Raw genomic sequence first — 16,568 nt, 5'->3', positions numbered from 1 at the left:
ACGCTGTGAACAGTGTTTGGTTTCACAGTTATGTAAAAAAATAAACATGGATACATCGATAAAAAAGGGAAAGCCGCTTAACCAGTAAGCGGCTATAAAATTATTCTCCTAACGCTTCTTTACGCAGCTGTTCCGCTTTGTCTGTACGCTCCCACGGAAGGTCAACATCGTGGCGTCCAAAGTGGCCGTACGCAGCAGTCTGTTTGTAGATCGGACGGCGTAAATCAAGCATTTTGATAATGCCGGCAGGTCGTAAATCAAAGTTATTGCGCACAACTTCAATCAGTTTTTCCTCCGAAGCTTTTCCGGAACCGAATGTGTTGATTGAGATAGACACAGGCTGTGCAACACCGATCGCGTAAGCAAGCTGCACTTCACAAGAATCTGCAAGCTCAGCCGCAACGATGTTTTTCGCAACGTATCTTGCAGCATAAGCAGCTGAACGGTCTACTTTCGTCGCATCTTTACCAGAGAACGCGCCGCCGCCGTGACGTGCGTAGCCGCCGTACGTATCAACGATGATTTTACGTCCTGTAAGCCCCGCATCCCCTTGAGGTCCTCCGATGACGAAACGGCCTGTAGGGTTAATGAAGTATTTTGTTTCTTCATCAATTAATTCTTCAGGAACAACCGGATTGATGACATGTTCTTTAATGTTGCGCTGAATTTGCTCAAGCGTAATTTCAGGGTGGTGCTGAGTTGAAATAACAATCGCGTCAATGCGGACAGGTTTGTTATTTTCATCATACTCAACCGTTACCTGTGTTTTGCCGTCAGGGCGAAGGTAAGGAAGAACATCTTCTTTACGCACTTCACTCAAGCGACGGGCTAATTTATGAGCAAGTGAAATCGGAAGAGGCATGAGCTCTTTCGTTTCGTTGCACGCATAACCGAACATTAAACCTTGGTCACCCGCTCCGATTGCTTCAATTTCTTCGTCGCTCATTGTGCCTTCACGGGCTTCAAGCGCTTGGTCTACACCCATCGCAATATCAGCAGACTGCTCGTCAATTGATGTTAAAACTGCACAAGTTTCCGCATCAAATCCGTATTTTGCACGTGTGTATCCGATTTCTTTAATCGTTTCACGAACCGTTTTTGGAATGTCAACATACGTAGAAGTTGTGATTTCTCCGCTGACAAGAACCAAACCAGTTGTCACAGACGTTTCACAAGCAACACGCGCGTTAGGGTCTTTCTTTAAAATTTCATCTAAAATGCTGTCAGAAATCTGGTCACAGATTTTATCCGGATGCCCCTCCGTAACAGATTCTGATGTAAATAAACGACGATTTTTACTCATGATTTGCTTCCTCCTGCACAAGGCCTCCCGAAAGACCTTATATATATGATACGGAACTCGCTCCCTCTTATACAATGTTACGTTTATATTAGAGATGTTAATTGGCATATTTATGAAATAAAAAAACCTTTTCCGTTCGAGGAAAGGGTTTGGTCTTTGTGCCTTTCACTCTTATCGCTCAAGGAATCATTCAACCTTGCATCAGGTTAGCACCTTGGTTGTCTCACACAATTTGAACATAATGAATAATAGAGAAACCGGTTGCTGGGCTTCATAGGGCCTGTCCCTCCGCCAGCTCGGGATAAGAGTATCCGCTCAATGAAATATCTTATCGTAAAAGGGTTTGCAATGTCAATATGAATCAGGAGAAATAGACGCCTTTATTGCGGAAAACAATGGAAATGCACACACAAAAAACGATAAATAGTATAGACTATTTGAAAATATATGTTATACTAATTCACAATTAGCAAAACACAAATAAAATGATAAAGGAAGGTTTCTTATGAACTCAGTTGATTTAACCGCTGATTTGCAAGCCTTATTAACAAGTCCTAATGTGCAGCATAATTTATCTGCAGCTCAGCTTACAGAAAAAGTACTTTCCCGCAACGAAGGCATTTTGACATCGACGGGTGCCGTCCGGGCGACCACAGGCGCTTACACGGGACGTTCGCCGAAGGATAAATTTATTGTAGAAGAAGCAAGCACAAAGAGTAAGATTGATTGGGGTCCGGTGAATCAGCCTATTTCCGAGGAAGCATTTGACCGGCTATACACAAAAGTTGTCAGCTATCTGAAACAACGTGATGAGCTGTTTGTTTTCGAAGGATTTGCCGGTGCTGATGAAAAATACAGACTGCCGATCACGGTCGTTAATGAATTTGCATGGCACAATTTATTTGCCAGACAGCTGTTTATCCGTCCTGAAGACAATGATAAAAAAACAGTCGAACAGCCGTTTACCATTCTTTCCGCTCCGCATTTCAAAGCGGACCCAAAAACAGACGGCACACATTCAGAAACCTTTATTATTGTTTCTTTCGAAAAGCGCACGATTTTAATCGGCGGAACGGAGTATGCCGGAGAAATGAAAAAATCGATTTTCTCCATCATGAATTTCCTGCTGCCTGAGCGAGATATTTTATCCATGCATTGCTCCGCCAATGTCGGTGAAAAAGGCGATGTCGCGCTTTTCTTCGGCCTGTCGGGAACAGGAAAGACCACCCTTTCGGCGGATGCTGACCGGAAACTGATCGGTGATGATGAACACGGCTGGTCGGATACTGGTGTCTTCAATATCGAAGGCGGATGCTATGCCAAGTGCATTCATTTAAGCGAAGAAAAGGAACCGCAGATTTTTAAAGCGATTCGGTTTGGATCCGTTCTCGAAAATGTTGTTGTAGATGAAGATACGCGTGAAGCCAATTACGATGATTCCTTCTATACAGAAAACACACGTGCCGCTTACCCGATTCATATGATCGACAACATTGTCTCTCCGAGCATTGCGGGCCACCCGTCAGCGATTGTATTTCTGACGGCTGATGCATTCGGCGTTCTGCCGCCAATCAGCAAGCTGACGAAGGAGCAGGCTATGTACCACTTCTTAAGCGGTTATACGAGTAAACTAGCCGGAACCGAACGCGGCGTCACGTCTCCTGAGACGACATTCTCCACATGCTTCGGTTCACCGTTCCTTCCGCTCCCGGCTCATGTATATGCGGAAATGCTCGGCAAGAAAATCGACGAACACTGCGCAGACGTTTACTTGGTCAACACCGGCTGGACCGGCGGCGGCTACGGCACAGGCGAACGCATGAAGCTTTCATACACACGGGCGATGGTAAAAGCAGCGATTGAAGGCAAATTAGAAAATGTGCAAATGACCACTGACGATATTTTCGGCCTGCACATCCCGGTTCATGTTCCGGGTGTTCCCGATCATATCCTTCAGCCGGAAAACACGTGGAATAACAAAGAGGAATACAGAGAAAAGGCTGTGTATCTGGCAAACGAATTCAAAGAAAACTTCAAAAAGTTCACAAATACAGATGCCATCGCGCAAGCTGGCGGGCCTCTCGTTTAAAAAAGCAAAAGCCAAGAGCAATTAAGCTCTTGGCTTGTTTTAATTGACTGTATGCAAAGAAGTCAGCTTGTACGTAATGATTGTCCGCCCGTCTGTCCATTCAAGCTTCTGCACTTCGGCTGTGCCTGACTTTTCACCAAACTTTGTTTTGCTGACATCCATCGGAATCTCCATTGGATAAATGCGATACCCGTCTTTCTCTAATCTGAATATATTTTCATCTATGCGAACTTCTTTTCCTTTTGTCACAATCAATGTATTAAATTCAACAGGCATTCCCAAATTGAAATCCCCTTTCGTTCTCTTTTTTCTATATCATAACATATTTCACCGTCAGCGGTTTTTCATCCACTGCGTGAGCTGCCGCACAATACGCCGGTTTTCCTTCGGCGGAAAATAATGTGTGAATGTACTGTAGTACCACGTCTCTACAGGCTTGTGCAGCTGTTTTAATTTCTCCTCAAATAAATACGAATGCTGAATGGAAACGTTTTGATCTTTTTCTCCGTGAATTAATAAAACGGGTGCCTCAATTTTGTTCACTTGGTCAAAAGGCGTTCGCCATTTGTATTCGTCAGGCACCTTTTTCGGCGTTCCCCCAATCACTCTTTTCATCATTCTTCGTAAATCCTGCCGCTCTTCATATGTAAGAATCATATCACTGACGCCTCCCCACGAAACGAATGAAGCCGCATGCCGTCCCATTTCAATCGCAGTAAGCATTCCCATTATGCCGCCTCTGGAGAAACCGAAAATATGAATTCTGTTCTTTTTCACTTGCGGATGCTGCTGGAGCAGGCGAAAAGCGGAAAAAGCATCCTCTCTGTCTTCTCCTGCAAAATCCTCGTTGCCCTCCCCTCCCTGGTTCCCTCTGTAAAAGGGGGCAAATACAACAAATCCTTGGGACGCAAACTGGATAATTCGGCCCGGTCTGACCATTCCAACACTTTTAATACCGCCGCGCAAATATAAAAATCCGTCATATTGCCCAGGTGCCGCCGGCTCCGCCAGCAGCCCTTTCACTTTTAAGCCATTTGAAAGGTAGCAGATGGTAAACAAACGCACATGCCGGCTCGGCGACGGAAATCTTCTTTTCTCAACAATCAATGCTCCCGCCTCCTTTTTTCTTTATTCTTTCCTGCCTTTAAAAATAAATCCTGCAACCCGGATTAGGCATTCACACATTTTTATACCCATCATACGATATGTAAAGCAAAAAAGGATATTAACTTGATGCTAAATAAGGAGGTTGTCATGTGAACAAATGGTTAAGGCTGGGCTGTTTCTGCGTTTGCAGTGTGTTTCTCATCATTGCCCTGAGCGCTTGCAAGCAGGAAGCTACACTCACGAAAGTAAAAGTAGCCGAAGTGACCCATTCCATTTTTTATGCACCTTTATATGTTGCAGAATCTAAAGGATTTTTCAAGGATGAAGGCCTTGATGTCGACGTCAATACGACCTGGGGCGGTGATAAAACGATGACTTCGCTTCTTTCAAACGGCTCGGACATTGCTCTTGTCGGATCAGAAACATCCATTTATGTCGAATCGCAAGGGGCTAAAGACCCTGTCATTAACTTCGCACAGCTGACTCAGACAGACGGAACGTTCCTTGTCGCAAGAGAAGATGCCGAAAATTTCAGCTGGGATCAGCTGAAAGGAAAGACTTTTCTCGGCCAGAGAAAAGGCGGTATGCCGCAAATGGTCGGCGAGTATGTGCTGAACCAACATCACATTGATCCGCATAAGGATATTGAACTCATCCAAAACATAGACTTCGCCAATATATCCAATGCCTTTGCTTCTGGAACCGGTGAGTATGTCCAGCTTTTTGAACCGACTGCTTCACTCTTTGAGAAAGAAGGCATCGGCCACATCGTTGCTTCGTTCGGAGAAGAATCAGGCCAGGTTCCTTATACAACTTTTATGGCAAAACAAAGCTATTTAAAGAAAAACGAGAATACAGCCGTCAAATTCACGAGAGCTATTTATAAAGCGCAGCAGTGGGTGGAAAACCACTCAGCGAAGGACATCACAGAAGCGATTAAAAATGAATTTGACGATACCGATCCAGATGTCATCGAAACGTCCATTGAACGCTACAAAAAACAAAATTCGTATTCTCCGGACCCGCTCCTCAACGAAAAAGAATGGGAACTGCTCCAAACGATTATGGATCAGTCGGGTGAACTGCCAAAGCATATACCATACAGTCAGCTTGTGAACAAACACATCGCCGAAAAAGTCACCTCGGAAAAATAGGAGGCGCCATCTATGTCTTTTTTACATGTCGACCATGTAACCCATACTTATTTTTCTATTAAAGAAAAAACAACCGCCGTACAGGACATTCATTTTGATGCCGAAAAAGGCGATTTCATCTCATTTCTCGGTCCGAGCGGCTGCGGAAAAACAACACTGCTTTCCATAATTGCAGGCTTGATTGAACCTTCGGAAGGCAGAGTTCTGATTGAAGGCCGCGAGCCGAATCAAAAAGAACATAACATTGGCTACATGCTTCAGCAGGATTACTTATTTCCCTGGAAATCCATTGAGGAAAATGTGCTCCTCGGTTTAAAAATTGCCGACACGCTTACTGAAGAAAACAAGGCCGCAGCACTTGGTCTTTTGCCGGATCTGGGTCTCGTTGATGTTGAAAAGAAATATCCTAAGGAGCTGTCAGGCGGGATGAGGCAGCGGGCTGCGCTTGCAAGAACTCTTGCCCCAAACCCAAGTCTGCTTTTACTGGATGAGCCATTTTCCGCGCTTGATTTTCAAACGAAGCTGTCTTTGGAAAACCTCGTTTTCCGCACATTAAAGGAGTATCAAAAAACAGCGGTGCTTGTCACTCATGATATAGGGGAAGCGATTGCGATGAGTGATACCATCTTTTTATTTTCTAATCAGCCGGGCACCATTCATCAAATTTTTACAATCCCTAGAGAATTGGCTGCGATGATGCCTTTTGACGCCCGTCAGGAGCCATCCTTCCAGACGCTGTTTCAAACGATATGGAAGGAGCTGAATTCTCTTGAGAAACAGCAAAGAAACAATTGATCTGCTTCATGAGCAATTTCAATTTAAACAGAAAAAAGAGAAATGGAATGTGCATTCTTTTCAGCTTGCGATATTTATCCTCTTTTTCTCCGGATGGGAAATCGCAAGCAGACAGAGCTGGATTGATCCTCTGATCTTCAGCTCGCCGTCAGCCGTATGGCGTTTACTGATTGAAAAGGTTGCTGACGGCTCATTGCTGTCGCATATCGGGGTTACTTTATTTGAGACCGTGCTTGGCTTTTTGCTGGGGACTTTCCTTGGCACGTGTCTTGCCGCGTTGTTATGGTGGTCCAATCGGCTTGCCAGGATATTAGATCCATATCTGGTCATTTTAAATGCGATGCCGAAAGTGGCGCTCGGACCTATTCTGATTGTTGCGCTCGGTCCCGGCTTTGTCAGCATCATCGCGATGGGAGCGGTCATCAGTGTCATCATCACAACCATCGTCGTTTATACCGCCTTTCAAGAGGTGGATGAAAACTATATTAAAGTAATGAAAACATTCGGCGCAAACAAGTGGGTTATTTTTAAAGAAGCGATTCTTCCCGCATCTTCGCCCGCTATTATTTCAACCCTGAAGGTAAACGTCGGTTTATCGTGGGTCGGTGTCATCGTAGGCGAGTTTCTTGTTTCAAAGGTCGGATTAGGATACATGATTATTTACGGATTCCAAGTCTTCAATTTTACACTCGTCTTCTTAAGCCTGTTGATTATTGCTGTATTTGCCACCCTGATGTATCAGGGCGTAGAACTGTTAGAAAAGAAATGGACGAAGGGCAGAACATAAAAACCCGGCTATCCGCCGGGTTTTTACTTGATCCATCCCGCTTCTTTCAGTTTTTTCAAACTGATGGGAAGCACAGAATCCTTCATAATAAAGCTGAATTTTTTATTACGGGGCAAGTTTTCCGGAAGTTCATGAAACAGAACCGGCCCTTTCGTTTCAAAGTAATCGCTTTGCTTTTCAAGTTTCTCTATATCTGCAAAATATATATTCTTCACAATAACCTTTTCTTTTCCGAGAACTTTATACTGTCCGAGATACTTGAGGCTTTTCACTCTCGCCCCTGTTTCTTCCTTTACTTCTCGAAGCGCCGCCTCTTCCGCGCACTCCATCGGTTCCACTTTCCCGCCCGGAAACTCAAAGCCTCTGTCCTCATGTTCTGTCAAAAGCCATTTGTCACCAAAACGGCAGATGACCCAGACATGCTTCGGGCTGTCCGAAAAGGGCTGATTGTCAAAGGAGAGCTGAACAGTATTCTGATAATAATCTTTAAACTCGTACATGTTTATCCCTCAAATCCGTTCCTAGCTATCTTCCATACATCATACCACAGTTACGTTTCTTCGGAAGCTTTTTATCAAAAAATAAGGGAAACCCAGCACGCCATCCGGATCTGAAACGATAGACCAGCTCGTACAGCTTTTGGCCGCAGCTCTTGTCAAAATGTAAATGACTGACGCTCTGGGCTTTATTATGACCCGCGAACAGATAAAAGTTACGGTTTGCGCCTGAATTTATTTTTTAACGTTTCTAATAGATCCACAAGCATTTCCGGAACAGGTATACCGAGAGAGCTGGCTGTCACGACAATTTGCACAGATTCATAAAGAATATAAAACATAATGGCCAAGTCACGTATTGATCCCTGTGTATTCAGCAGCTGGTCAAAAAAGTGGCAGACAGAGATCAGAGCCAACGTAACTAATTTTTTGACGAAACGGGCAAAAACCTTCTTGAACGCCAGTTTGTGAATAATCGTTTCCTTCAAGGTCGTACTGATAAATTCAATTGCCATAAGAGACAGCAGAATGAGGAGTGAGTACTGAAAACCTCCGAAGAAAAACCCCGCTGCTGAAACGCTGACTGCAAAAAACGAAAAGATGCCAAAGTCTCTATCCATTTATCCCAACATCCTTTCACAGAAACGGCCTTACCATATTCTATGGAAAGCACGCCGAACGGATTGGATTTTTCAGAAAAATGGACTAGTTGTCGCCTATTTTTGCGAGGCAAAATAAAAACCGGACATCTTCAAAGATATCCGGTCTTTCTTTTCTATTATCCAAGGTAAGCTTTCAGCATCCAGTTATGTTTTTCAATATTTTGGTGAATGGCAAGAAGCATGTCCCCTGTTGTTTCGTCTCCGACTTCATCAGCTAAGTCCATGCCGCTTTTCAGTTCTTCCGCGATGACTGTAAAATCATCATACACACTCTGAACCATTTGTTCTGCTGTCTCGTTTCCGTTCGCTTCTTTTACAGAAGCTGTTTCCAAAGATTCTTTCATTGTCGCGATCGGTTTTCCGTTCAAAGCCAAAAGACGCTCTGCCAAATCATCAATATAAGTTGCTGTCTCGTTATAAAGCTCTTCAAATTTTTCATGCAGTGTAAAGAAATCTTTCCCTTTTACATACCAGTGATAATTATGTAGTTTCACATACATGACTGTCCAGTTGGCTACTTGTTTGTTCACGGCTTGAATCAATTGTTCTGACATATTATCTTCCTCCTTGTTTATATTAGGTGTATACCCTTCATATCGTACGCTAAAACCTTTATTTTACCCGTCTGTCACAATGTCTTCCACTATGTTACAATTATTGAAAACGGGAGGTGGAATCATGACGCTTCTCATCACGATAAGTATTTTGATTGTGCTGGCTGTTTTGCTCGTAAGTGTTTGGACGACTGTAAAAGCCTATAATGTAAAACACACGATTGACCCTCCTCAAGAAGGAAATGCTCCCGGTTCAGACCCAAAAGGTCAATGATGGTGTGATTGATCTTCTTCAGGTTACTTGGTGGCAGCATCGGCGTCTCCGACTTGGACTTTTAAGGTCGGCATGCTGTGCTGTTTTTTTGCAGTGACATGAGATTGCACAATGTATACGCCATCTTCCTTAAACTCTGTCTCAAATCGATATACGCCATCTTCCTGTTTGGCTTTAAACATCTTGCTGTCGTTTTTTTCTCCGTCTTTCCATACCTCAAACTCCACTTCATCAGCATCTGTCACCGCTTCATCTCCGTAAGAAACCGCCGCTTCATAAGCAGCATTCTCTCCCGGCTTCACTTTTTCCGGTCCGGTGAGTTTTACATCTAATACCTCAGGCGTCTCAGCTGCTGTATGTGCTTTATTCGCCTCAGATCCGCACCCGTTTAGTAAAAAAACAGCAGAAAAAAGTACTGCAGCGACCATCTTTTTCATTCCATCACCCTTTTCGTCGTTTACCTCAATAGTAGCAAACGCTTACAGCAAATGGTATACAAAATCTGTAACGTCACAAAAAAGACCTTTTTGCTTTCGGGCAAAAAGGTCTTTTTTCTATTTAGCCAAATACTTTTAGCAATTCTTCTTTATCCTGTGACAGCCAGAAACGCATCAAACGTTTTGCGCCTTCCAGGTCATGAAGCTTCGCCTGGCCGCACTGCTTTTCATTGGCAGCCGGAATTTCGGTAATTTCTACAGCTTCCTTCATTGTGTCTTCAAGCAAGTCAACGATTTCCGCAGGAGTCGGCTCTCCGCTGACAACAAGATAGTAGCCGGTTTGGCAGCCCATTGGCGAAATATCAATAATATCAAAATGATCATATTTCTCAGCATGAGTGCGAATCGTAAATGCTAGCAAATGCTCAAGTGTATGGATCGTATCAGGCTTCATCGCCTGTTTATTCGGCTGGCAAAAACGAATATCAAATTTATTTACAACACCGTCTGTTCCTACTTTATGCACACCGCAATGTCTTACGTATGGGGCAACAACCGCATTATGGTCAAGTTCAAAACTTTCTACTGAAGGCATAATGGCACTCTCCCTTTTTTAAAAATGTATTTTTATTATAACATACCTTTCCGATAAGAATTATCGAATAACTTTTCAAACCGCGTTATTTTTTTTATACTTGCATCAGAAAGGTTGCTGAAGACACATGAAAACCATATTTATTGCTCTGATCAGAGGGTACCAAAAATTCATCTCGCCGCTGACGCCGCCAACATGCCGCTTTTATCCGACTTGTTCACAATATGGAATCGAAGCCATTAAAACGCACGGCGCCCTTAAAGGCGGATGGCTGACTCTCATACGGATTTTGAAATGCCATCCATTTCATCCGGGCGGAGTCGACCCCGTCCCTGAAAAAAAGCGCAAAGATTAAGCGTTATAGCCGTTTACGACAACATCCAGTTTTCCTGTCTCAGGATCAATGACTAAACCATGGACAGGCACAGTTTCCGGGAACAGCGGATGATGTTTAATGACGTCCACGCTGTCTTTTACGCTCGCTTCCACTGAATCGAAGCTTTTAAACCATTGGTCAAAGTCAACTCCGGAGTACTTCAATGTTTCGATGCGTTCTTCCGAAATTCCTCTTTCCTTTATTCTATTAAGCATGCTTTCACTGCTGATTTTGCTCATACCGCAATCGTGGTGTCCGATTACACAGACTTCATCTGCGTTCAGCTCGTACACTGCAACCAGTAAACTTCTCATAATGCTTCCGAAAGGGTGTGTAACAAGCGCACCGGCACTCTTTATAATTTTGATGTCACCGTTTCGCATATTCATCGCATGCGGCAGCAATTCAACCAAACGAGTGTCCATGCAAGAAAGAATCGCCATTTTTTTATCTGGGAATTTTGATGTCTGATACTTTTCATAATCTTTTTGTTCAATAAAAGTTTTATTAAAGTCAAGAATATCATTTAGAAGACTCATAGCGGTATTCCTTTCCGGTCTTTTTTCTTCAATATATCACAGCCTCTGCCTTTCGTCATCCTATCGGCAAGATGTTGAGGCCAGAAAAAAAGGCAAGCCCTGCGGCTGCCTCATTTTCCCATGTTATATCTTTTGTTGAACTGCTCGACTCTTCCGCCTTTTTCATTGAATTTCTGGCGGCCTGTATAAAACGGATGAGTATCTGAGCTTACCTCTACTTTAATAACCGGATATGTGTTTCCATCTTCCCACTCCGCTGTTTCTTCCGATGTTTTGGTAGACCTGCTCAAAAAGCGGTATCCGCTGTTTACATCCTGAAATATTACTTTGTGATTCTTCGGATGAATTCCTTCCTTCATGTCTATCTCTCCTTATTAAATCGTAATAATTACGTTTTATTTTATATCCTAACAAACATTTTGTCAATCTCCTTACAGGTTTCCCGATCTTTCGCTTCATAAACCTCATGCTTTTAAGAACAGGAAGAATAATCTAACCGAGGAAGCAAATAATAAACCCATATTACATACAGATCGTTTTGAGAAAGGTGGTTTATTATTGTGGATGATTTAGTATTGGCTAGGAGTCTTTTTGGTACGACAATGGGCTTTCATATCATTTTCGCAACCTTGGGAGTCGGTCTGCCGCTCATGATTTTAATAGCTGAATTGATCTATCAAAAAACGAAGGATGACCATTATGCCATCATGGCGAAGAGATGGACAAAAGCACAGGCTGTTTTGCTGGGGGTCGCCATTCCGACCGGAACCATTGCCGGTACTCAGCTCGCGCTTTTATGGCCGGGTTTTATGGAAGTCATCGGCCGGGTCATGTCCCTGCCATTCCAAATTGAAATCTACGCTTTTTTTATCGAAGCCCTATTTATGTCGATTTATGTATATGCCGCAGACCGCTTATCGCCGATCATGAGGATTATCGCTGTTGTCTTTGTGCTGATCGGGGCCGCGGCGTCTGCCATTCTGATCACGAATGTCCATGCCTTTGAAGGAACCCCGGCCGGATTTAAAATTATAAACGGAAAAATAACTGATGTTGATCCGTGGGCCGCGTTTTTTAACCCAAGCTTTTTTGTAACCGCCGGCCATGTCGTTCTGTCTGCGTTCATGACAGGAGCCTTTATCGTTGCTTCTGTTGCCGCATACAAAATGATCCGGTCGAGAAAAAAAGAAAACGTCTATCGCTTTCACCGGAAGGCCCTGCTGCTCGCGCTGACGATCGGCGGTATCTTTTCATTGATAACAGCCTTAAACGGCCACGAATCAGCACAGATGCTGCATGAATATCAGCCGGAAAAACTCGCCGGAGCAGAGGGCCTGTTTGAAACAAGATCCCATGCCCCGCTTGCAATCGGCGGATTTACCGATCCGGAAGAGGAAAAAGTGAAATGGGCAATCGAGATTCCGTGGGCATTAAGCTTTTTGGCAGCCAACAGTTTTGACACTGTTGTAAAAGGATTAAATGCGTTTCCGAGAGACGAATGGCCGCCGCTTTTTATCCACACGTTATTTAATGCGATGGTCGGTGTCGGAATGCTGCTCATTCTTTATTCCATTATCGGTGTCGTCTGGAGAAAAGTATTAAAGAAAGATCGTTTTCCAACCTGGCTGCTGTTGATTTTCATGACGGCCGGTCCTCTCAGCATTATCGGAATTGAATTCGGCTGGATTTTTGCTTGTACGGGGAGACAGCCGTGGGTCATCTATCATCTGCTGAAAACATCAGATGTCGTCACGACGACAGGCTCGATCGGTGTGCTCTTTCTGTTTTTCACATTTGTTTACGCCGTGTTGGGCGCAGCTGTCGTTTATGTGCTGCTTTACTATTTCAAAAAGCACCCTGTGGATGAGGATTTAAATACGGCGGAGTCTTAATAGCTTCGCAAGCAGGAAACTAAATGGAAGGAAGATCAACAAATGGACATTTCAACTGACGCTCTGATCGCCATCTCAATTATTTGGGGTTTTGTGTTTATTTACGCCGTCATGGCCACAATGGATTTCGGAGCGGGATTTTGGTCTATGATCTATTTAAATAAGGAGCATATGAAGGCGACTGATATCGCAAACCGCTTTCTGTCGCCGACTTGGGAGGTCACTAACGTCTTTATCGTGGCCATCGTCGTTGCGCTTTTCAGCTTTTTTCCAGGTGCGACGTTTGTGCTCGGAACGGTTTTATTAATTCCCGGCAGCATTATTTTATTGCTTTTAGCAATCCGAAGCGGATTTCTCGTTTTTTCAAACACAGCGAAGGAAAGGAAATTGCTCAGATATATTTCCGGCATCTCCGGTTTTATTATTCCCGCTGTTCTGATTTTGGTTCTCCCGGTGACACACGGTGGATTTATCGAAAACACAGACGGCGTATACAGCTTGAATATGTCTACCATTTTGACAAGCCCAAACGCCTATTCATTTATAGGGTTTGCGATTTTAAGCACTTTATTTTTATCCTCCCTGCTGCTGGCGGATGTTTCGAATGTGGCTGAGGAACAGGACGCCTACACGGCGTACAGAAAAAGCGCCTTAATCACCGGCCCGATTTCGCTCCTATTTGCCGTATGCATTATGCTGACGATGCGGAATGAAGCAAACTGGCTTTATACTGGAATGATGAATGATTTTTCCTGGATTATTGCGTCGTTTATTACATTCATCATCGCAGGCATAGCTCTTTTTCTGCCTAACAAAAGCTTCGGCAAAAAGATTGGGAAACCCAGACTGGCGCTTGTCGCGATTGCGATACAGTATTTCCTGGCAAGCTACGCGTACGGCCGCGCCCACCTCCCTTATATGATTTATCCGGACGTGACGATCATGTCCGGTTTCACCGAGCCCGCCACGTTCAGAGCGCTGTTTATGACATATATCGTTGCATTCATTATCCTGTTCCCAGGCTTCTACTTCTTCTGGAAGCTGTTTATGAAGGATAAACGGTATATCCGCCAGCAGGAAGAATAGGGCCCAAGCCCTCCGGCTATACTAAGCTTGAACCTTTATAAGGAGGGGATGGCATGGACCAGAAAATCCTATGCGAGGTCAACAACTGTTCTTATTGGGACAAAGGCAACAGATGCACAGCCGATGCCATTTATGTTGTCAGCCATACTGGCGAGACTGCCGAAAACAGCCGGGAAACAGACTGCAAAACGTTTAAACCGCAAGATTTGTAAAAATCAAAAGAAAGAGCTGGCATCAGACAGCTCTTTCTTTTTCTGTTTTGAGCATTCTTATCTTTTTCGTCATCACTCCGTTTGACGGCGAAAATAAAAAGGCACCTGCATAAAAAACTCCTGTCATTGCCGCCATCGCTCCGGAGATGGAAACATTTAGCCATGTTGCGCAGATATAGCCCAATAGAGCTGACAGCCCTCCGATCACCGCGCTGATAATCAGCATATAAAGCAGCCGGTCCGTTAATAGATGGCCGGCAGCAGGCGGAACAATCAGCATCGCCACAACCAATATGGCGCCGACCGAATCAAAGGAGGCAACGGTCGTAAGCGACAGCATCCCCATCTGGAGGTAATGAATCAGCATGACCGGTATTCCGATGGCCAAAGCCATTTGCGGATCAAACGAAGAAATTTTGAACTCCTTATAACACACACTGACCATCGTTATATTGAAAAGCAGCACAACAACCAGCATCCAAAACGCTTTTGGCCCGATGTCCACTCCGAATACCGTGATCGTATTCCATGGCACAAAAGCGATTTCTCCCATTAATGAATGTTCAATATCGAGATGGACATTCGCTCCATATACTGATAACAAAATGACACCAACTGCAAATAAGGAGGTAAAAACAACGCCTATGGCGGCATCTGATTGAACCCCTTTGCTGTGAAGAAGCTGTACCAAAAATGCCGTTAACAGTCCCGACACGGCTGCACCGATGAACATAGGAATCCCGTCAAGGCTTTTTGTCACAAGAAAAGCACCAACAATTCCAAGCAAAACAGTATGGCTGATGGCATCGGCCAGCATTGCCATTCTCCTTAATACAAGAAATGTTCCGATCAACGCACAGCTGACACCTACTAGTATGCCCGTCACTATAATCCACGCTTCAAAGCTCATTGGCAATCTTCCCCTTCTCGATTTCAGGGTATGGCTGACGGAGCTCAGGCATCCTGCCATGCAGCTTCAAAAGTGAAAGAAGCCCATCTTTTGTAGCCTCCGGCAATCGGTCCGGCACAAAATCATCCTGATCCGCACCTGCTTTTTCTATAACCATTTCATGCATGAGGTACATTTCATACATCCGATATTTTAAAGCCGTCAGATAACCTTTTTCTATCCCAGCCTGTGTCACTTTCCAAACCCCGTTTTCAATCCGCACAACGCACCGCTCTTTTTCCAAATCATCGAAAACTTTATGACATGATGAAGGTGAAAGCCGCCTTTTCTTTCGTATACTTTCCTCCGTTACATATATTTCATTATGTTCATACTGCTCAAAAATCGTCAGAAGCACCTGCTCCCGGTTTGTTTTTCTACGCAGCCTTATTAATCTTATCCCTTTAGCAGCCAGTCCCCGCTTAGGTGCACAAATCATCGAAAAAAGAAAAATGATCGTTGCCGATAAAATCATCAAAGGCCCCGTCGCCATGCCCTCCATTGTTGTACTCAGCAATGTTCCGGACACGCCGCTGATCCCGCCTGTCATCCCGGCAATCACGATCATGCCCGTTAAACGCTCGGTCCAATATCTTGCGGCAATCGCGGGTGTAATGAGCATAGCTGCCATTAAGATGACACCTACAGTTTGAAGCCCTATCACAACAGCGCAGACAATAAGACAGGCCAAAAGTCCGTTTAAAAAACGTACCGGCAATCCCAATCCCTTTGCAAATGCGATATCAAAGGTGATGATTTTAAATTCCTTAAAAAAGACAGTACAAAGCAGCAATAAAACGGCGGATACTCCCGCAATAAGAATGATATCCTGTCTGACTAATGAAGCAGCCTGGCCGAACAGAAAGGAATCAAGTCCGCTTTGGCTTCCCGACCCCAGCTGCTGAATATATGTCAGCAGTATAATACCGACGCCAAAGAACACAGAGAGAACGATCCCAATTGCCGAGTCCTCTTTTGTTTTTGACAGCCGCGGTATCAGCTGAATCATCCACGTTCCGAGAAGCCCTGCAAGCGCTGCGCCGAGCAAAAAGAAAGGGAGCGATTTTTCTCCGGTGAACAGAAAAGCGAGACACACACCCGGCAGGGCAGAATGGGCCATCGCATCTCCGATTAAACTTTGTTTTCTAAGCAGCACAAAGCTCCCCAACACGCCGCTTGCTGCGCCGAGCAAAAGCGTCCCGGCCAACACCCACTGTGTATTCGGATGCTGGAGCTGCAGCCACAAACTTTCTATCAATG

21 protein-coding genes and 1 riboswitch are annotated in these 16,568 nt (G+C 44.4%); of the genes, 9 read left to right on the top strand and 12 right to left on the bottom strand.

From position 1 onward, the window contains the following. Window positions 1-100: 100 nt before the first annotated feature. Complete coding sequence (gene metK / locus ACQVGS_RS05885; RefSeq protein ID WP_010331578.1) at window positions 101-1,303, bottom strand: methionine adenosyltransferase; 1,203 nt, start codon at window positions 1,301-1,303, stop codon at window positions 101-103. A 168-nt stretch (window positions 1,304-1,471) separates the two neighbouring features. Beyond that, window positions 1,472-1,611: riboswitch (SAM riboswitch) on the bottom strand. A gap of 197 nt (window positions 1,612-1,808) precedes the next feature. On the opposite strand from metK, the gene pckA reads away from it, so the two are divergent. Further along, window positions 1,809-3,392 carry a phosphoenolpyruvate carboxykinase (ATP) gene (pckA, locus tag ACQVGS_RS05880; RefSeq protein ID WP_487446262.1) on the top strand — a complete coding sequence of 528 codons (1,584 nt, stop codon included), beginning with the start codon at window positions 1,809-1,811 and terminating at the stop codon, window positions 3,390-3,392. A gap of 39 nt (window positions 3,393-3,431) precedes the next feature. Here pckA and ACQVGS_RS05875 read toward each other — a convergent pair whose 3' ends face one another. Both ACQVGS_RS05875 and ACQVGS_RS05870 read right to left on the bottom strand, forming a co-directional pair. Then, window positions 3,432-3,674: a DUF2584 domain-containing protein gene (locus ACQVGS_RS05875; RefSeq protein WP_024122585.1), complete on the bottom strand. Its 243-nt coding sequence runs from the start codon at window positions 3,672-3,674 to the stop codon at window positions 3,432-3,434. Between the two features lie 51 nt (window positions 3,675-3,725). Next, the gene (locus ACQVGS_RS05870) at window positions 3,726-4,499 is read right to left on the bottom strand and encodes an alpha/beta hydrolase family protein (RefSeq protein WP_024122586.1); all 774 of its coding nucleotides are present in this window, start codon (window positions 4,497-4,499) and stop codon (window positions 3,726-3,728) included. Between the two features lie 149 nt (window positions 4,500-4,648). On the opposite strand from ACQVGS_RS05870, the gene ACQVGS_RS05865 reads away from it, so the two are divergent. Genes ACQVGS_RS05865 through ACQVGS_RS05855 form a run of 3 tightly spaced genes read left to right on the top strand, consistent with a single transcriptional unit; the run spans window position 4,649 to window position 7,235 of the window. Further along, window positions 4,649-5,653 carry an ABC transporter substrate-binding protein gene (locus ACQVGS_RS05865; RefSeq protein WP_106020307.1) on the top strand — a complete coding sequence of 335 codons (1,005 nt, stop codon included), beginning with the start codon at window positions 4,649-4,651 and terminating at the stop codon, window positions 5,651-5,653. Between the two features lie 12 nt (window positions 5,654-5,665). Then, window positions 5,666-6,448: an ABC transporter ATP-binding protein gene (locus ACQVGS_RS05860; protein WP_024122588.1), complete on the top strand. Its 783-nt coding sequence runs from the start codon at window positions 5,666-5,668 to the stop codon at window positions 6,446-6,448. Then, entirely contained in the window at window positions 6,423-7,235 is an 813-nt protein-coding gene (locus ACQVGS_RS05855) for an ABC transporter permease (RefSeq protein WP_024122589.1), read from the top strand. Before ACQVGS_RS05860 ends, ACQVGS_RS05855 begins: the two co-directional genes overlap by 26 nt. Window positions 7,236-7,258: 23 nt before the next feature. On the opposite strand, the gene ytkD is transcribed toward ACQVGS_RS05855, so the two are convergent. From ytkD to ACQVGS_RS05840, 3 genes are all read right to left on the bottom strand, one after another. Next, on the bottom strand, window positions 7,259-7,735 hold the full coding sequence (gene ytkD, locus ACQVGS_RS05850; RefSeq protein WP_202852646.1) for an RNA deprotection pyrophosphohydrolase: 477 nt from the start codon (window positions 7,733-7,735) through the stop codon (window positions 7,259-7,261). Between the two features lie 212 nt (window positions 7,736-7,947). Beyond that, complete coding sequence (locus ACQVGS_RS05845) at window positions 7,948-8,352, bottom strand: phage holin family protein (RefSeq protein ID WP_024122591.1); 405 nt, start codon at window positions 8,350-8,352, stop codon at window positions 7,948-7,950. 158 nt (window positions 8,353-8,510) lie between these two features. After that, window positions 8,511-8,948 carry a Dps family protein gene (locus ACQVGS_RS05840; protein ID WP_010331587.1) on the bottom strand — a complete coding sequence of 146 codons (438 nt, stop codon included), beginning with the start codon at window positions 8,946-8,948 and terminating at the stop codon, window positions 8,511-8,513. 124 nt (window positions 8,949-9,072) lie between these two features. Between ACQVGS_RS05840 and ytzI the strand changes: the two genes are divergently transcribed. Continuing rightward, a complete protein-coding gene (gene ytzI, locus ACQVGS_RS05835) occupies window positions 9,073-9,222 on the top strand; it encodes a YtzI protein (protein ID WP_044153683.1) in 150 nt (49 codons plus the stop codon). 23 nt (window positions 9,223-9,245) lie between these two features. Here ytzI and ACQVGS_RS05830 read toward each other — a convergent pair whose 3' ends face one another. Together ACQVGS_RS05830 and ACQVGS_RS05825 are read right to left on the bottom strand one after the other, a co-directional pair. Further along, window positions 9,246-9,659 (bottom strand): FixH family protein, encoded by a 414-nt coding sequence (locus ACQVGS_RS05830; RefSeq protein WP_283912538.1) that lies wholly within the window; start codon window positions 9,657-9,659, stop codon window positions 9,246-9,248. Window positions 9,660-9,780: 121 nt separating this feature from the next. Next, window positions 9,781-10,254 carry an S-ribosylhomocysteine lyase gene (locus ACQVGS_RS05825; protein ID WP_010331590.1) on the bottom strand — a complete coding sequence of 158 codons (474 nt, stop codon included), beginning with the start codon at window positions 10,252-10,254 and terminating at the stop codon, window positions 9,781-9,783. Window positions 10,255-10,381: 127 nt separating this feature from the next. On the opposite strand from ACQVGS_RS05825, the gene yidD reads away from it, so the two are divergent. After that, window positions 10,382-10,609 carry a membrane protein insertion efficiency factor YidD gene (yidD, locus tag ACQVGS_RS05820; protein WP_010331591.1) on the top strand — a complete coding sequence of 76 codons (228 nt, stop codon included), beginning with the start codon at window positions 10,382-10,384 and terminating at the stop codon, window positions 10,607-10,609. Here yidD and ACQVGS_RS05815 read toward each other — a convergent pair. Both ACQVGS_RS05815 and ACQVGS_RS05810 read right to left on the bottom strand, forming a co-directional pair. Further along, complete coding sequence (locus ACQVGS_RS05815; protein WP_491831161.1) at window positions 10,606-11,169, bottom strand: beta-class carbonic anhydrase; 564 nt, start codon at window positions 11,167-11,169, stop codon at window positions 10,606-10,608. The two genes, yidD and ACQVGS_RS05815, sit on opposite strands and share 4 nt — an antisense overlap. A gap of 110 nt (window positions 11,170-11,279) precedes the next feature. Continuing rightward, window positions 11,280-11,528: a type B 50S ribosomal protein L31 gene (locus tag ACQVGS_RS05810; RefSeq protein WP_010331593.1), complete on the bottom strand. Its 249-nt coding sequence runs from the start codon at window positions 11,526-11,528 to the stop codon at window positions 11,280-11,282. Between the two features lie 201 nt (window positions 11,529-11,729). Here ACQVGS_RS05810 and ACQVGS_RS05805 point away from each other — a divergent pair, with 201 nt between their 5' ends. Genes ACQVGS_RS05805 through ACQVGS_RS05795 form a run of 3 tightly spaced genes read left to right on the top strand, consistent with a single transcriptional unit; the run spans window position 11,730 to window position 14,359 of the window. Continuing rightward, window positions 11,730-13,061 carry a cytochrome ubiquinol oxidase subunit I gene (locus tag ACQVGS_RS05805; RefSeq protein WP_106020311.1) on the top strand — a complete coding sequence of 444 codons (1,332 nt, stop codon included), beginning with the start codon at window positions 11,730-11,732 and terminating at the stop codon, window positions 13,059-13,061. A 42-nt stretch (window positions 13,062-13,103) separates the two neighbouring features. After that, window positions 13,104-14,147, top strand: coding sequence for a cytochrome d ubiquinol oxidase subunit II (locus ACQVGS_RS05800; protein WP_024122596.1), 1,044 nt, complete (start codon window positions 13,104-13,106; stop codon window positions 14,145-14,147). Between the two features lie 53 nt (window positions 14,148-14,200). Next, window positions 14,201-14,359, top strand: a complete 159-nt coding sequence (locus tag ACQVGS_RS05795; protein ID WP_010331596.1) for a DUF1540 domain-containing protein — start codon at window positions 14,201-14,203, stop codon at window positions 14,357-14,359. A gap of 22 nt (window positions 14,360-14,381) precedes the next feature. Here ACQVGS_RS05795 and ACQVGS_RS05790 read toward each other — a convergent pair whose 3' ends face one another. Next, window positions 14,382-15,269, bottom strand: coding sequence for a metal ABC transporter permease (locus ACQVGS_RS05790; RefSeq protein ID WP_254517846.1), 888 nt, complete (start codon window positions 15,267-15,269; stop codon window positions 14,382-14,384). Next, window positions 15,259-16,566, bottom strand: a complete 1,308-nt coding sequence (locus ACQVGS_RS05785) for a metal ABC transporter permease (protein WP_491831157.1) — start codon at window positions 16,564-16,566, stop codon at window positions 15,259-15,261. Before ACQVGS_RS05785 ends, ACQVGS_RS05790 begins: the two co-directional genes overlap by 11 nt. Window positions 16,567-16,568 lie beyond the last annotated feature (2 nt).

The organism is Bacillus sp. SD127, assembly GCF_058566445.1.
The sequence above is the reverse complement of the archived record's forward strand: the minus strand, read 5'-3'. Positions and strand labels throughout refer to the sequence as shown.

Coding starts and splice junctions, on each gene's coding strand:
- ACQVGS_RS05840 (WP_010331587.1), bottom strand. CDS start 8,948: ATGTCAGAACAATTGATTCAAGCCGTGAACAAACAAGTAGCCAACTGG.
- ACQVGS_RS05825 (WP_010331590.1), bottom strand. CDS start 10,254: ATGCCTTCAGTAGAAAGTTTTGAACTTGACCATAATGCGGTTGTTGCC.
- ytkD (WP_202852646.1), bottom strand. CDS start 7,735: ATGTACGAGTTTAAAGATTATTATCAGAATACTGTTCAGCTCTCCTTT.
- ACQVGS_RS05800 (WP_024122596.1), top strand. CDS start 13,104: ATGGACATTTCAACTGACGCTCTGATCGCCATCTCAATTATTTGGGGT.
- ACQVGS_RS05795 (WP_010331596.1), top strand. CDS start 14,201: ATGGACCAGAAAATCCTATGCGAGGTCAACAACTGTTCTTATTGGGAC.
- ACQVGS_RS05860 (WP_024122588.1), top strand. CDS start 5,666: ATGTCTTTTTTACATGTCGACCATGTAACCCATACTTATTTTTCTATT.
- ACQVGS_RS05790 (WP_254517846.1), bottom strand. CDS start 15,269: ATGAGCTTTGAAGCGTGGATTATAGTGACGGGCATACTAGTAGGTGTC.
- metK (WP_010331578.1), bottom strand. CDS start 1,303: ATGAGTAAAAATCGTCGTTTATTTACATCAGAATCTGTTACGGAGGGG.
- pckA (WP_487446262.1), top strand. CDS start 1,809: ATGAACTCAGTTGATTTAACCGCTGATTTGCAAGCCTTATTAACAAGT.
- ytzI (WP_044153683.1), top strand. CDS start 9,073: ATGACGCTTCTCATCACGATAAGTATTTTGATTGTGCTGGCTGTTTTG.
- ACQVGS_RS05810 (WP_010331593.1), bottom strand. CDS start 11,528: ATGAAGGAAGGAATTCATCCGAAGAATCACAAAGTAATATTTCAGGAT.
- ACQVGS_RS05845 (WP_024122591.1), bottom strand. CDS start 8,352: ATGGATAGAGACTTTGGCATCTTTTCGTTTTTTGCAGTCAGCGTTTCA.
- yidD (WP_010331591.1), top strand. CDS start 10,382: ATGAAAACCATATTTATTGCTCTGATCAGAGGGTACCAAAAATTCATC.
- ACQVGS_RS05830 (WP_283912538.1), bottom strand. CDS start 9,659: ATGAAAAAGATGGTCGCTGCAGTACTTTTTTCTGCTGTTTTTTTACTA.
- ACQVGS_RS05815 (WP_491831161.1), bottom strand. CDS start 11,169: ATGAGTCTTCTAAATGATATTCTTGACTTTAATAAAACTTTTATTGAA.